Raw genomic sequence first — 14,719 nt, forward strand, 5'->3', positions numbered from 1 at the left:
GGCTTTGCCCCGTCCGCCACTGGGGCCGAAAGGCCCCAGAGCCCCAGCATTTACTGGCCGAAAGGCCCCAGACCCCCAGCATTTACTGGCCGAAAGGCCCCAGACCCCAGGCTGTTATTTATAGTAGAAAAATGGGGGTTTGGGGGCATCGCCCCCAAATGGGCTTGGGCACTCGCCCAAAAAAGACGAAACACTGTCGTGTCCTGAGGTGTGAATCAGACAGAGTACGGCGTTTCAGCGACCTTAAACCGCTCTTGTCTTAAGGCCTTTGGGCGGTGCGGGTGGGGCAACCCTCAGGACGAATGGCGAAGGGGGCGGCCTCCAGAATATAGGACACCAAGGTAATTTTTTCCTGGGTTCCCAGGGTCTGGAAGACGGCCCGGCTTTCATCACAGAAGGCCCGACGGTTGACCATGGAACTGCGTGAGGCCTCATTGGCCATGCGCGTCACATAGGCGTTCAACTCACGCCGCCCGGCCCCGCCATAATTCCGATTGAAATAGGCTTTCAGAGTTTTGCCGTGGTTGATCAGTTCCTTTTGGTAATGCCCAACGAACTGATTGTATTCGGCCGACTGACCACAGGACAGGCCCGCCACCATCAAATGGCTTTGCAGGGTGCGCACGTTCAATGCCTGGACGCCCTTGTCCGGATTGCAGGCGAAGGAAGGCGCGGCGAATCCCAACAGAGACAAACCCACGAGGGCCTTACCTAATCCCCGGATCCAACGATCCCCTTTCCCTTTCGCGCGATGGGTCACCATGCGAAAACATCCTCCCGATGTAAGAAGACCCGAGCCATGCCCGATCTCCGCCTTTGGAAATTCGTGGAGCGGTGGACGACTTTCGCCTTCCCTCGCCATCCCTGTCTCCGGGAATATGGCTTTTCTGCTCCGGTCACGACCTAGACCAATACCTTTGACTGGCATCCTACTACCAAGGTCTCTCCCCGTTGCCTATCACGCGAACGGCTTTCTGGCCAGCCCTCAATTTATCCCGGACTCGGAAAGCGCCATATTTTTGGGATATCGGGGCTTTTCCCACATCAGCATTGTGCCTTTCGCAGTTGCGTGAGCCGTCAAGTTTGGGCACCCTTCCATTTGACATCCTGGATTCGCCAATCACCCCTTCCATTCTCTTTTCGAAGCCACCTTCCGCCGCGCCCTCTTCCATATGGACTGGGGCTGGATGAAAACCCCAAGAGTTTAAGTTCGAAGAGTTTAAGAATGAAACAAGACATGTCAGCAAGACATGTTTAATCAAGATATGGGCGGCATTTTCTCCCTTCCCGGCCCTCAACAGTCGGCCAAGGCGGCGCCGTCCCACCCCGGGAGACTATCCATGACCGATTACCGAGCCCCCGTATCCGACATGACTGCCGCCCTATCCGTGGTCGGCATGGCCGATATCGCCTCTCTTCCGGGGTACGAAGACGCCAGCGACGACATGGTCGCAGCGATCCTCGAAGAAGCAGGCAAACTGGCGGGCAGCGTTCTCTCTCCCTTGAACGCTCTGGGCGACCGCCAGGGTTGTAGCATAACCGAAGACGGCCGCGTCACCACCCCCGACGGCTTCCCCCAGGCCTACCAGCAATTCGTTGAAGGGGGGTGGAATGGCGTTCCCTTTGACCCCGATTTCGGCGGTCAGGGCCTTCCCATGCTGTTGGGCACAGCCCTGTTCGAAATGTGGCAGGGAGCCAATATGTCGTTTGGGCTTTGTCCCATGCTGACCGTGGGCTCCATTGAACTGTTGACCCACCATGGCTCCGACGCGCAAAAAAGCACTTGGCTCCCCAAACTGATCAGCGGCGAGTGGACAGGCACCATGAACCTGACCGAGCCCCAAGCGGGGTCGGATCTGGCGGCCGTCCGGACCAAAGCCACTGCGGCCCCCGAGCTGGGCGAAGGCATCTACCGTATTCAAGGCGGCAAGATCTTCATCACCCATGGCGACCACGATATGAGCGCGAACATCGTGCACATGGTCCTCGCCCGCCTGCCCGATGCCCCCCAGGGGATCAAGGGGATCTCCCTGTTCATTGTGCCAAAATTCCTGCTGAACGAGGCCGGAGAGCCGGGCGACCCCAACGACCTGCGGGTCGTTTCCCTGGAACACAAGCTGGGAATCCATGCCAGCCCAACCTGTGTCATGGCCTTCGGTGACAAGGGCGGAGCCATCGGCTATCTGGTGGGCGAGGAAAATCGCGGGATCGAGTATATGTTCACGATGATGAACAACGCCCGCCTCGCCGTCGGCGTGCAAGGCGTTGGCATCGCCGAACGGGCCACCCAAGCTGCCGTCTCCTACGCCAAAGATCGCGTCCAGGGCCCCGATCCCGCCAAAAGGGAGAAGGTATCGGTCAGCATCATCCACATGCCCGATGTGCGGCGCATGCTGATGACCATGCGCGCCCTGACCCAGGCGGCCCGACTGATCACCTTCCAGACGGCCGCAGAATTCGACAGAGCCAAGGCCCATCCGGACGAGGCCGTCCGGGCCACAGCGGAAGCCCGGGCTGCATTGCTGACCCCCATCGCCAAGGCCTGGAGTACCGATGTGGGCATCCAAGTAGCGAACCTGGGCATCCAGGTTCACGGCGGCCTCGGCTTTATTGAAGAAACGGGCGCCGCCCAATACCTGCGTGACGCCCGCATCGCAGCCATCTACGAGGGGACCAACGGCATCCAGGCCATCGATCTGGTGGGCCGCAAGCTGATCCGAGACAGAGGGACAGCCCTGTCGGAGCTGGTCGCCGAGATGCGAACCACCCAGGCAGATCTGACCCAGGTCTTGCCCGATCTCGGCCAGGCGTTTGGCCTCGCCCTGGACGACGTGGAAGCCGCCCAGGCCTGGATCCTGGAAAACAGCGACCCAGTGAACATGCAGTCTGCCGCCACCCCCTTCCTGAACCTTATGGGTCTGGCCACGGGGGGCTGGCTGCTCGGCAAACTGGCCCTGAACGCCAAGGCAGGAACCGGAGATCCGAACCACGACACGGCACGGCTGACTGTTGCCGGCTTCTTCCTGCGCCAGCTTCTTCCTGCGACCGGTGGCCACCTTGCAGCCATCCGCGCCGGGGCGGAGGACCTGATGGCCCTGGACGAGGACGCACTCTCCCCGGTTTAGAGCATCCAACGGAAAAACGGGAACCAGTTTTCCGGTCCATGCGATACTCCAAGCACTAGATTTTAGATCAATTCATCCGCCTTAAATCGATTCCGATTTAAGGCGGATTGACCTAGAAGACGCCTCCCACTTGGTGTAGGGAACGCTCCGGCTTGGTGTAGAAGACGCCTTCGGCTTGGTGTAGAAGAAACGTGAAGGATGGGAGCGGTGAGAAAATCCCCGCTTCCAGCTTCATGTTTCCATGGCATTCCGCCTCGAGCCGCTTCTATAATCCCGCCGCCGTATCGCCATCCCGGGGAGCATTGTACCGTCCATGACGTTTGGGAAAGCAGGACACGACACATACCGAAACCCGGCGTGTGCCCCGCCCTCTCACCGCGCCAACCGGTTGCGCCTCCCTCGCTCGTTCCGCCCCATGGCGGTGAGTGCGCTGGCCTTGGCTGTATTCGCTCTGACCCCCCATCCCGGACGGGCCCAGAGTCCCTCCAACATAACCGTTCAAAACAACGCAGTCGGCGTCGGTGCGGGCCTTCCCATGGTCGGCGGCTTGGACAGCGCTGCCGCTCAGGGTCAATCGGTCGGCCCCACGGGGATACCCAACTACACCCCCCTGACCCAGGCCTCGCCCACGACCACGTTGGCGCCCCTTCAAAACCTGGGCTTAAACACGACCAGTCCGGTGCCGGGAGCAATCACCCTCCAGCCCATTGATACCAATGATTTAAGCCAATTGAATTCCCTGGGCCCCACAGAGGCAAAGGGAAGGACTGCGGCAAAGGGAAGGACTGCGGCAAAGGGAAGAACTACCCCGACGACGACGGAGCGCCTCACAGGCTCCCCGGCCCCCCCTGCACCAGCCAATCTTCAGAACGACGACCTGGCCCAATCCACAGGTGATCGCACACTGATCAGCGCCGACGAAATGACTCAGGACGATGACCTGGGGATCGTCACGGCCCGAGGCAATGTGTCCGTGGTCAGTAGCGAGCAGACTTTGCGCGCCGACGTTGTCACCTACAATACCGTGCAAAACTTGGTCACGGCCTCAGGCAATGTTTCGGTGACGTCCACCAACCCCCTTGATGGTGAAACCACCTTTGCCCAGTATGTGGAATTGACCGGTGACCTGAAAAGCGGGTTCATCCGGGGGGTTCAGATGTTGATGACCAATGGGGCTCGCATGGCCGCCCTCTATGGCGAGCGGGATGAAGCAAGCCAGCGCAAGGAATTCTCCAAGGGCGTTTACACGGCCTGCAATTCCTGTAGTGGTACGGACTCCCCCCTCCCCACCATAACAGGACGGCGGGAAGGCCCCCGCCAACCCGCCCCTGTCTGGCAATTGAAAGCGGCGCGGATCACCCACGACGAGCAGGCCAAAGACCTCATTTACCACGACGCTTGGCTTGAAGTCTTTGGCATTCCGGTCCTCTACACGCCCTACCTCAGCCAACCCGATCCGACAGTTTATCGCCGATCGGGCCTGATGAACATTTCCCCTGGCTCTTCCGAGCAATTGGGTACCACGCTTTACGTTCCCTATTACATTGTCTGGGACGACCACGCGGACTCCCTGGTTGCGGCCCAATATTCCGAAAAGCAAAACGTCCTTCTCCACGGCACATACAACCGGAACCTATACAATGGAGCCCTAATGTTACGTGGGTCCATGGCACCTTATGACCAGGACGGATATTTCCAATTTGATCAGGAATCCAGCGGCGCCTATGACCTCGACAAGACATGGCGGGCTGGCTTCGAAAGCGCCTATACTTCTGACCCCGTTTACCTGTTCCGAGCTGGACTGACCCCGCAGAATGACGCTGCTTTCCTAACCAACAACTTATTTCTTCGCGGCTCTCGAGGGCGAAGTGCATTCTCGGCCGAAAGCTTCTACTTCCAGGATGTGAGCGAGCCCTTGATCCAGGATAAAACAGCTTATGTGCCATTCATGATGGACTACAACCTGGTAACCGACCCCCTGTGGTGGAACGGACACCTGGAAGCCGACCTTAATGGTACCGTCCTCCGCCGTGGGGAAGGCACCAACATGAACCGCGTGATTGGGCGCGTTGGCTACGAACAACCCATTGAGGATGGCCTTGGAAGCGAATGGCTGCTTAACGCCTCTCTGCGAGGGGATTTTTACAACTCCGAGGATGTCATCCTCGACAATGGCAGCAGTTATACGGGCAGCCAGGCCCGCTTTGTCCCGCAAGCCGACATCATCTGGCGCTACCCACTGGTGCGCGCCGCCCAGAAAAGCCGACAAGTTATCGAACCCAAGGTCGGGTTCTTCACGGCCATGCCCCACAACAATCCCGATGAGATCCCCAACGAAGAGAGCCAGGCTTTCAACCTAGACGTCACGAACCTGTTCAACCCCTCTCGGTTGCCTGGGTACGACAGAGTCGAAGGGGGGCAATGGGCCTCCTATTCCATGCGATATGGTTACTACGACGACGACAACCAAAACGTGGAAGTCGAAGTGGGCCAAACATACCGTCTCACCCGCGATCCTTCTCTCTTCGGTCAGGGAAGTGGCATGGAGGGCAACCTCTCCGACATTGTTGGCAGGATACAGTATAATTACGGTAGCTACCTCACCACCTCCTATAGCACTCAATTGGAAATCGACACTCTTCTGCCAAACCGTCACGAATTTACCGTTTCAGCTGGCACAGCGTTAATAAAAGGGTCCCTGGAATATCTTTTTGCCAGAGAAACGGAAACGACAACGGGGACCACCATTTCGGAACGGAATCAGATCACCGGCTCGCTGAGCAGTCGCTTCGGCCGATATTGGAGTGCTTCCGGCTACAACAAGTACAGCATCAATTTGAACGAACCCGTGTCTACAGGTATTACCCTGAATTACGAAGATGAGTGTCTTCGGGTCCAAACCCTGTTCAAGCGGGACTACACGAGTAAGTTCGGAGAGGAGGCGGGCACATCATTCCTGGTCAATCTATCCCTGAAAACCCTGGGTAGTTATTCCTTTAAGCCAGGCCTATTCTCCAGTTCCAGCGACAGCAACTAATCGAGGCTTCCCCGTGACACTCCTATCCCCCACCAAACGCCCATTCAACGCGACGATCCGATCGGACCGTGCAGGTCGGCGATCATGGGTGGTCGGCGTCCTCTCTTCTGTCGCGCTCCTCGCCATGGTCTTGGTGGGATTGGTCGGATTACCCCCCGGCCCAGCCTTGGCCCAGTCCCAGCGCATCGCAGCCGTGGTGAACGAAGACGCCATTTCCGAATATGATCTGGATGCCAGGCTGAACATCGTGATCGCCACATCCAACCTGCCCAACCGGCCGGAGGTTCGGAAGCGGCTGGCCCCCCAGATCCTAAGGACTCTGATCGACGAAGCCCTGAAGCTGCAAGAAGCCAAGCGGGTCAATGTCGCGATCGACAATAACGACATCGCAGACGGTGTCCAACGCCTGGAACAGCGCAACAAGATGCCCCCCGGTGGCTTGAGCGCCGCCTTTAAAAAGGCCGGGCTGGACTGGAACAGTTTGATCCACCAGATTCGCGCAGAAGTGGCCTGGGTTAAGGCCATCCAGACCAGCATGGCCCGTAGCGTCAAGGTCTCTGACGAAGAAGTCGCCCTCTACGAGCGGGAACTTCAGCGGAATATCGGACAGCCCGAATACTTGGTGGCGGACATCTTCCTGCCCGTTGATTCTCCGGCCCAGGACGAGGAAGTCCACACGGCGGCCGAACGCATGATCGAACAGATGCGCCAGGGCGCGAACTTTGCTGCCTTAGCCCAGCAGTTTTCCCGCGGGGCGAGTGCTCAAAGGGGCGGAGATCTGGGTTGGGTTGGGCCAGGCGACGTGGACCAGGAGGTTCTTCAGGCCCTGCGTGCCATGAGCCCCGGCAACCTGTCCCAACCTATTCGCACCTTTGGCGGTTATCACATTCTCCTGCTACGCGAGCAGCGGATCTCCAAGGGAGGCCAAGCTGCGCCGACGATCGCCCTCTCCCGCATCGTCCTTCCCACCCGGGGGAGCCGGGCTCTCACCGCAGGCCGCATCAAGTCCATCAGGTCCCAAATCCAGGAGACCAATTCCTGCGAAGCCTTCAACGCCCTGGCTCAAGAAGTCGGTTCCCCCTCCGGCCCCATGGGTAACGTGGATCCGAATTTGCTTCCGGTAAACGGTCAACAGGCCATTCGCGGTCTTCCCATCGGCAAGCCCTCCACGGGGATCAAACAGGACGGAGCGGAAGTCTATCTGATGGTCTGTGGACAGAACAGCGGTGGTCTGCCAGACAAGGAGACCTTGAGGGCGCGTTTGATCGAACAGAAGATCCAAGGAATCGCCCAACGGCGTTTGCGAGACCTGCGCCAACAGGCCATTATCGACATCCGTGTCTGATCGTGCCCCAAACATGACCTCCTCCCAAAGCGCCCTGGCCCCCACTCTGCCCCTGGCCGTAACCATGGGGGATCCAGCGGGTGTCGGAGGGGAAGTCCTGGCCAAAGCTTGGTGTCGCCGGGAAGAGTGCCGCCCCGGCGAAGAGCCAATTCCAGCCTTTTTCGTCATCGGGGATCCGGATTGGCTTGCCCCCCTCTGCCCCGTTCAGGTCCTGGACGATCCGGCCCAGGCCCCGTTGGTTTTTCCCCGCGCCCTCCCCGTTCTCCCCATCTCCCTGGCCAATCCGGTCCGCTTAGGCCAGGGAGATCCGGAAAACGCCCCAGCCATCCTGCACTCCATCGAGCGCGCCGTTGCCTTGGTTGCTGAGGGTGGCGCAGCGGGACTGGTCACCCTGCCCATCAACAAACATGTTCTCCAGAGCGCGGGTTTCCCGCATCCCGGCCATACCGAGTTCCTGGGCGCGTTGGCTGCCCGCCATTGGCCTGACGCCCCCCACGAACCGGTGATGATGTTGGCTTGCCCCCAATTGCGCGTTGTTCCCGTGACCGTCCATATGGCGCTTCGTCGCGCCATCGAGACCCTGAGCCTGGAGCGTATTCTCACAGTCGCGCGCATCACCGACGCCGCCCTACGCCGGGATTTCGGCATCGACGCCCCGCGACTGGCCCTGGCCGGTTTGAACCCCCATGCTGGGGAACAAGGTCGCATGGGAACGGAAGATGCCACCCTCATCGGCCCCGCTGTTGCTCTCCTGAGAGAGGACGGCATCGACGCCCGGGGCCCCCTGCCCGCCGACACCCTATTCCACACCGAAGCCCGCGAACGGTATGATGTGGCGCTCGGCATGTATCACGACCAGGTCCTCATCCCTATCAAGACCCTCGATTTCCACGGGGGTGTGAACGCGACCCTCGGCCTTCCCTTCATTCGCACGTCGCCAGACCACGGGACGGCCTTCGATATCGCGGGCCAAGGGGTGGCCCGGGAGGACAGCATTCTGGCAGCCCTGCAACTCGCCGGATCCATGGCCCGCGCCCGGTCTCAGCCCCAAACGGATGCCCGGGCATGACCGAGAGCTTCGGAGAAAAACCCTTCGACGGTCTCCCCCCTTTGCGAGACGTGATCGCTGAATACGGTCTGAACGCCCGCAAATCCTTGGGCCAGAATTTCCTATTGGACCTGAACCTGACAGGCCGTATCGCCCGGGCTGCAGGCGATCTAACCCAAGGCACGGTGATCGAGGTCGGTCCCGGTCCCGGTGGCTTGACCCGCGCCCTGCTCGGTGCAGGGGCTCAAAGGGTCATCGCCATTGAACGGGACACCCGCTGCCAGGGGATCCACGCCCAGATCGCTGCAGCTTACCCCGGTCGCCTGGAGATCATCGAAGCCGATGCCTTGAAAATCGACGCTGCCACCCTGGGCGATGCGCCCCGGAAGATCGTCGCCAATCTGCCCTATAATGTGGCGACTCCCCTGCTGCTCGGCTGGCTCAAGACCCCCCAGGCCTTCGACTGTCTGGTCTTGATGTTCCAGAAGGAAGTCGTAGACCGCCTCGCGGCCAAACCGGGAACCAAACACTATGGCCGGTTGTCGGTGATCGCCCAATGGTTGGCCGAGGTTCGCCCCCAGTTCGAGGTGAACCCGCGAGCCTTCACCCCTCCGCCCAAGGTGACCTCCACGGTGGTCCGCCTGGATCCCCGCCCCGAGCCCCTGGCTCCCGCGCGCATGGAAACCCTGGAGAAGGTCACGGCTGCGGCTTTCGGCCAAAGGCGCAAAATGTTGCGGGCCAGCTTGAAGTCGCTGGGTGACGCCGAAGCCCTGTGCGCTGCGGCGGGCCTAGACCCCACCGCCCGGGCAGAGACCATCTCCGTCGAGGGCTTCGCCGCCCTTGCGCGGGCCGTTGATGGAGCCAGATGACCCCGACTTTGGGTATGGGGACCACATTTCCAAACCCGGTGCTCAGTAGAGCGTCTTACCTGATTTGTGCATCCACGGGACACGGCAGGGGGTGGTTTCCACAGCCACGGGGCTTTGCCCCGTTCCCCCACTGGGGCCGAAAGGCCCCTGACCCCAGGTCAAAAAGCGGTGCCCGGGCTGCCCCCTCACCCTTCTGCGTGGCGCATCCTGTTGACGAAATCCGCCAGCCCGATCCGGCGGTGGCGGCGCAATCGTTCGGCCCTTAGGATAGCCTTCACCTCGGTGATGGAGCGCTCCAGATCATCGTTAACGATGATGTAGTCATATTCCGAATAGTGGCTTATTTCGTCGAGCGCCTTGGCCATGCGCTTGGCCACCACCTCGTCGCTGTCCTGGGCCCGGGCCTTCAGTCGCCGTTCCAACTCGCCGACGTTTGGCGGGAGGATAAAAATAGAGACCAGGTCGTTCTGAGCCTTTTCCGCCACCTGTTGGGTGCCCTGCCAGTCGATGTCGAACAGGATGTCCCGGCCACTCCGCAGAGCCGTCTCCACCGGATCCCGGGGAGTCCCATAAAAATTATCGAAGACCCGAGCGTGCTCCAACAGGCCATCGTTGTCGGCCAGGGCCTTGTACTCCTCCACGGAAATGAAGTGGTAATGGACGCCATCTTTCTCCCCGGGGCGGGGTGGACGGGTGGTTACGCTGACGGACATGTCCAGCCGATCCTCATCGGCCAGCAAGGCCCGTGAGATGGTGCTTTTGCCCGCACCCGAAGGCGAAGACAGGACCAACATCAGCCCCCGACGGGGGATCTCCACTTTTACGGACGCGCCAGCGCCAGAAACGGAAGAAGCGGTAGTGAGAGCGGGTTGGGGCATGGGTTGGGGCCTATTCAATATTCAGGATCTGCTCGCGGAACTGGTCGATGACGGCTTTGATCTCCAAACCGATCTGGGTCAAGGCCACATCCTGAGACTTGGAACACAAGGTATTGGCCTCCCGGTTCAATTCCTGAGACAGGAATTCCAGGCGGCGGCCCACAGGTTCCCCCTGACCCAGCATGTCCCGAGCACTGTCCAGGTGGGCGCCCAAGCGGTCCAGCTCCTCACGAATATCGCCCTTCACGGCCAACAGGGCCAGTTCCTGGGCCAGACGATCGCTATTCAGGGCATCAGGGGTGGTTTCCAGCAGGTCCGCGATTTGGCGGCGCATCCGCTCCTTGACCACGTCCGGCCGAAGGGCCTCTACCGCTGCCGCTTCGGCCCGCAGGCTCTCCAGGCGATCCAGATGGCCCAACAGAATGGCCGTCAGCCGCGCGCCTTCCTCGGCCCGGGCTGCGGCGAGGCCATCCAAGGCTTCCAACAGCGAGGTGATCATGGCCGCCTCCCGCGCCGCCTTGGTTGCCTCGTCCTCGTCGTCCTCGGCCATGGGCTCCAGCACACCGCGCATGGCCAATAGGCCGTCCATGCGGGCCGGATCCACACCCTCGACTTTCCAATCGGCGGCCAGGGCGACCAATTGGCGGAGCAGGGGCTCGTTCAGACGATAGGCCGGTTCAGCATCCGCGCGGGTCACATTCAGGTTGACGGTCATATTGCCGCGCTTGAATCGCTCGGCCACTGCCTTACGCAGGGGTTGGTCCAGGGCATCACTGCCCGGCGGCATCCGCAGGCGCAGGTCCAGCCCCTTGCCGTTCACGCTCCGGGCTTCCCAAGCCCAGGCGTGGGACCCTAGGGTTCCTTGAGCGCGGGCGAAACCGGTCATGCTACGGGGAGCCATGGAGACCTCCAAAAGGGGATAGAGCAATGCGCCTTTATACGCGCGGGAGCGACCAAAGGGAAAGCCCTGCCCAAGCTCAAAATGACGTCACCTTGGTAATCCCTTGGCGCCTCCTCAGCCACGGAAGTAGACTGGCCCCATGAAAAATCCCCGCCGAATCCTCATCACCGGTGCCTCCTCCGGTTTAGGCGCCGCCCTGGCCCGCCGCATGGCCACCCCGGGAGTCTCCCTCGTCCTGGGCGCCCGGCGCCTGGATCTGCTGGAAGCGGTCGCGGTTGCCTGCCAAACCAAGGGGGCCGAGGTGTCGGTTGCCTCCGTAGACGTGACCGACCGGGAAGCCGCCCGCACCTGGGTTCTGGCGGCCGATGGGGAGGCCCCCCTTGATCTTGTCGTCGCCAACGCAGGGATTTCCGCCGGATCGGCCGGACAGGGGGGGGAAAGCGAAGACCAGAGCCGCAGAATCCTGGAGGTCAATGTCAGCGGCGTCCTCAACACCGCAGAGCCCCTCCTCCCCCGCTTTGTGGAGCGCCGCCGGGGACAGGTGGCGCTGGTTTCCTCCCTGGCCGGATACAGGGGCTACCCTGGGGCTCCGGCCTATTGCGCCAGTAAGGCCTGGGTCCGCGCTTGGGGGGAAGCCACCCGCCTGCGGCTCGCGCCCGAGGGAGTGGAGGTCAATGTGATCATGCCCGGCTTCTTCCGCTCAGCCATCACCGAAGCCAACGATTTCCCCATGCCCTTCCTGATGAGCGAAGAAGAGGCCGCCCGCCGGGTGATCCGGGGTTTGGCGGCCAACCGGGGGCGTATCGCCTTCCCCTGGCCCATGGCTTTTGTCGCCTGGTTGCTCTCAGCCCTGCCCACCGTCTTGGCGGACCCCGTTCTGGCGCAAACGCCCCATAAGGGGTAATGGCGGGGGAACCTTCTCCCCTCAGCCGCATTGACCCTGTGATTTCCAATCACAAAGGATCAGGACACCATGGCCACCATCACCCTGAACATGAGCATTCTGTCCCCCTTGATCGCCTTGGGCGCGGGGATTCTGATCCTCATCATGCCACGTCTGCTGAACTATGTCGTGGCAGGCTATCTGATTCTGGTGGGCATCCTGGGTCTGGCCGCCGGCCTATAATACCAAGCGGCGCGGGTTGAAACCCACGCCGCTTTTCTTGCGTTCAAACGCCAGGCGGGCTTCTACGCGCCATAAGGCGCGGCGGCCACTTGGCCGCTTCCAAGGTGCGCTGAGTCAAACTCACCGCACCTTGGTATAAGCACCATGAACGATCAAAGTATGTCGCGTGAAATATGCGTCACGCGACATACGCTCAGCCTCCAACATAGAAAGAAATCGTCGTCGCAATCTGTTCCGAATTGGTCGCGATTCGCCCGACGACTGTCCCCCCATCTCTTCATCCCGTATCACCGAAATGGGGGCATCGACTTTCAGCGACACCCCCGATTGATCAGCCTGCTTTCGGGATACCGTGGATATATCCGACACCACCGCCGAAGCGATCATGGTAGGCCGCGTTTTCCAAGGGCTCCAGTTCGGCCTTCACTTTATCATGGAGTCCTTTCCCCCAATCGCCGGGGTGCTGGAAATTGCTCATGACATAGGAAAAGCCGTTCAGGTCATCCACGGCGTGTAGACCGGTGGATTCGGCTCCAGCAGGGCAGGACAGGATACGGGACAATTTCTGAGTATCCACGTTATAGGCCCACAGGAAGTTGTTCACATGCATCCCGCTGTCCTCACCGATAAAGAGGGTCCGCCAGCGTTCCGAGAACTTGATATTGTCGGGGTTGGCGATCCGGTCCACGTCGGCGGTATTCCCCACCGCATCCGGTTCAGCAAGATCGCGGCCGACCAATGCAGGAACGGCGGCCAGGCTGACCGGGACCCAATCGCTGGGAATGGCGTTTCCGGCGGTATCCGTCTTCCCGCCTTCCATGGGCCAAGCGTAGACGGCACCGGCCTTGATCTGATCCACCTTAATGGGGTTCTTCCCGTCGCTCATGGACTTGTAGATGTAAGACATGGCCGAATAGCCGATCTTGTCCTTGGCGTTGACCGTGGTCCCTTCCATTTTGGTGAATGCCAAGGTTCCGCCCGCCAAAGGGGCGTAGCGGTGGGTTTCCAAAAAGGCAGCAGCCTTTTCCATGCCCGGCTTCACTTTCACCCACTCTTCCTTGCCGCTGCGACGGATCTTGGTAAAGGACGCGTCCTTCGGATCCTCATGGGCGACATCCAGAATATCAGCGGCGGTCAGGCTGTCGGCCAGCCCCATGATCTCATCACTGGTCGCCTCGCCCAGAAAGACCCAATCCAGATCGAAGCGTCCGCCCTTGTCCAGCTCCACCCCATCCTGCTGGGTGACCTTGGCAACGTAGAGTCGCCCCGAAGACAGATCGGCCGGCTTGTCGGCGATGAACATGAACAAGCCGCCATTGGTGGCGTCATCGCCCATAAGGGTGGTCCGCTGGTCCGGCATGACCTGTACCAACTCGTGGGAAATGCGCCCAAGGCAATAGTGCTTTTTGATCGAACCGGTTCCGTCCGTGTTCACAGTGACTTCCGGGAGATGGCCGTAGTGATAGGGATTGGCCTTGGCCGGATCGCCAAACAGGTTGGCGCTGAACGCCTTGAACTCGTCGTCGTCTTTGGCCTTGGTGGCGTCGGGTTCATATTCCTCGCTGGACAGGTGGGTATTCCAAGGGGACAGACTGCCGCCACAGGTGATCCACAAACCGTTCACACCGCTCGTATCAACCGGGTGGTATTGAACGAGGGACAGCTCGCCCGTGTCCGGGTTTTGGTCAAGGGTCAGCACGGCGATGGGAGAGGGCAGCTTGCCATACATGTCTGAACCGTCGTAGGCACGGGAGGTGTATTCGAATTGAACCACGGCGAATAAAGGATTTCCTTTGACACCCGGCACCTTGGCGCCATCGACCTTGAGCAGACTGCTCCCATCGGGGCAATCGGAGAAAAACTGCCGCTTATCCGGAGCCGAGGGGTCGTGGATCGGCTGGTTGTTGATGTCCAAATACCCGCCAGCGATGACTTGTCCCCCTTTGCCGTCCGGCACGGAATCGCCTGTCACAAAAAACGGGGTGTGGCCCAGATCAAAAGTCTGCTGGGCGCCGTCGTCGTAGGTGGCAACCAGTTTAGATCCAACCGTCGTGAGAGCCTGATCCTTGGCCGTAGCGGGTGCCGCCATGCCAATGAAGTCCACCGACTTGAGCGCCTTATTCGGAGACGCCGCCCAGGCGGGCATGCCACCCGCCAGGGAAAGGACCGTCGATTGCAGGATGGGAAGGCAAGGGGCTCCCGCCAGGATGCGAAGCATCGCACGACGTGTGGTGCCAGTGGAGCTAGTCATGTCCGAGGTCCTCTAAATTCAGGAAGAGAAAAACAACCCGCCAGAACGAGGGGTTGCCATACGGACAGACAGTAGCGATTTAGTGTTACACTATAAGATCATTACCATTGCGCTTTCATGATGCGGACCCAATTGACTG

11 protein-coding genes are annotated in these 14,719 nt (G+C 60.5%); 7 read left to right on the forward strand and 4 right to left on the reverse strand.

What is annotated here, in order from left to right:
- Nucleotides 1-259 precede the first annotated feature (259 nt).
- Nucleotides 260-763 carry a hypothetical protein gene (locus tag ACLIRY_RS11740; protein ID WP_413205576.1) on the reverse strand — a complete coding sequence of 168 codons (504 nt, stop codon included), beginning with the start codon at nt 761-763 and terminating at the stop codon, nt 260-262.
- A gap of 577 nt (nt 764-1,340) precedes the next feature.
- On the opposite strand from ACLIRY_RS11740, the gene ACLIRY_RS11745 reads away from it, so the two are divergent.
- The 5 genes from ACLIRY_RS11745 (at nt 1,341) to rsmA (ending at nt 9,424) form a co-directional block, all read left to right on the forward strand.
- Complete coding sequence (locus ACLIRY_RS11745; RefSeq protein WP_413205577.1) at nt 1,341-3,125, forward strand: acyl-CoA dehydrogenase; 1,785 nt, start codon at nt 1,341-1,343, stop codon at nt 3,123-3,125.
- Nucleotides 3,126-3,540: 415 nt separating this feature from the next.
- Complete coding sequence (locus ACLIRY_RS11750) at nt 3,541-6,162, forward strand: LPS-assembly protein LptD (RefSeq protein WP_413205578.1); 2,622 nt, start codon at nt 3,541-3,543, stop codon at nt 6,160-6,162.
- A gap of 13 nt (nt 6,163-6,175) precedes the next feature.
- Nucleotides 6,176-7,507: a peptidylprolyl isomerase gene (locus ACLIRY_RS11755; RefSeq protein WP_413205579.1), complete on the forward strand. Its 1,332-nt coding sequence runs from the start codon at nt 6,176-6,178 to the stop codon at nt 7,505-7,507.
- A 13-nt stretch (nt 7,508-7,520) separates the two neighbouring features.
- Complete coding sequence (pdxA, locus tag ACLIRY_RS11760; RefSeq protein WP_413205580.1) at nt 7,521-8,576, forward strand: 4-hydroxythreonine-4-phosphate dehydrogenase PdxA; 1,056 nt, start codon at nt 7,521-7,523, stop codon at nt 8,574-8,576.
- Nucleotides 8,573-9,424 carry a 16S rRNA (adenine(1518)-N(6)/adenine(1519)-N(6))-dimethyltransferase RsmA gene (gene rsmA / locus ACLIRY_RS11765; RefSeq protein WP_413205581.1) on the forward strand — a complete coding sequence of 284 codons (852 nt, stop codon included), beginning with the start codon at nt 8,573-8,575 and terminating at the stop codon, nt 9,422-9,424. Before pdxA ends, rsmA begins: the two co-directional genes overlap by 4 nt.
- Before the next feature lie 185 nt (nt 9,425-9,609).
- Here rsmA and gmk read toward each other — a convergent pair whose 3' ends face one another.
- Together gmk and ACLIRY_RS11775 are read right to left on the reverse strand one after the other, a co-directional pair.
- The gene (gene gmk, locus ACLIRY_RS11770) at nt 9,610-10,302 is read right to left on the reverse strand and encodes a guanylate kinase (RefSeq protein WP_413205582.1); all 693 of its coding nucleotides are present in this window, start codon (nt 10,300-10,302) and stop codon (nt 9,610-9,612) included.
- 10 nt (nt 10,303-10,312) lie between these two features.
- Nucleotides 10,313-11,203, reverse strand: coding sequence for a YicC/YloC family endoribonuclease (locus tag ACLIRY_RS11775; RefSeq protein WP_413205583.1), 891 nt, complete (start codon nt 11,201-11,203; stop codon nt 10,313-10,315).
- Between the two features lie 139 nt (nt 11,204-11,342).
- On the opposite strand from ACLIRY_RS11775, the gene ACLIRY_RS11780 reads away from it, so the two are divergent.
- Both ACLIRY_RS11780 and ACLIRY_RS11785 read left to right on the forward strand, forming a co-directional pair.
- Nucleotides 11,343-12,107 (forward strand): SDR family NAD(P)-dependent oxidoreductase, encoded by a 765-nt coding sequence (locus ACLIRY_RS11780; RefSeq protein WP_413205584.1) that lies wholly within the window; start codon nt 11,343-11,345, stop codon nt 12,105-12,107.
- 69 nt (nt 12,108-12,176) lie between these two features.
- Nucleotides 12,177-12,329 (forward strand): DUF3096 domain-containing protein, encoded by a 153-nt coding sequence (locus ACLIRY_RS11785; protein WP_413205585.1) that lies wholly within the window; start codon nt 12,177-12,179, stop codon nt 12,327-12,329.
- Nucleotides 12,330-12,660: 331 nt separating this feature from the next.
- Here ACLIRY_RS11785 and ACLIRY_RS11790 read toward each other — a convergent pair whose 3' ends face one another.
- Nucleotides 12,661-14,580, reverse strand: coding sequence for a PhoX family protein (locus ACLIRY_RS11790; protein ID WP_413205586.1), 1,920 nt, complete (start codon nt 14,578-14,580; stop codon nt 12,661-12,663).
- Between the last annotated feature and the right edge of the window lie 139 nt (nt 14,581-14,719).

This window comes from Rhodospirillum sp. A1_3_36 (assembly GCF_047263945.1).
Taxonomy (GTDB): Bacteria; Pseudomonadota; Alphaproteobacteria; order Rhodospirillales; family Rhodospirillaceae; genus Rhodospirillum.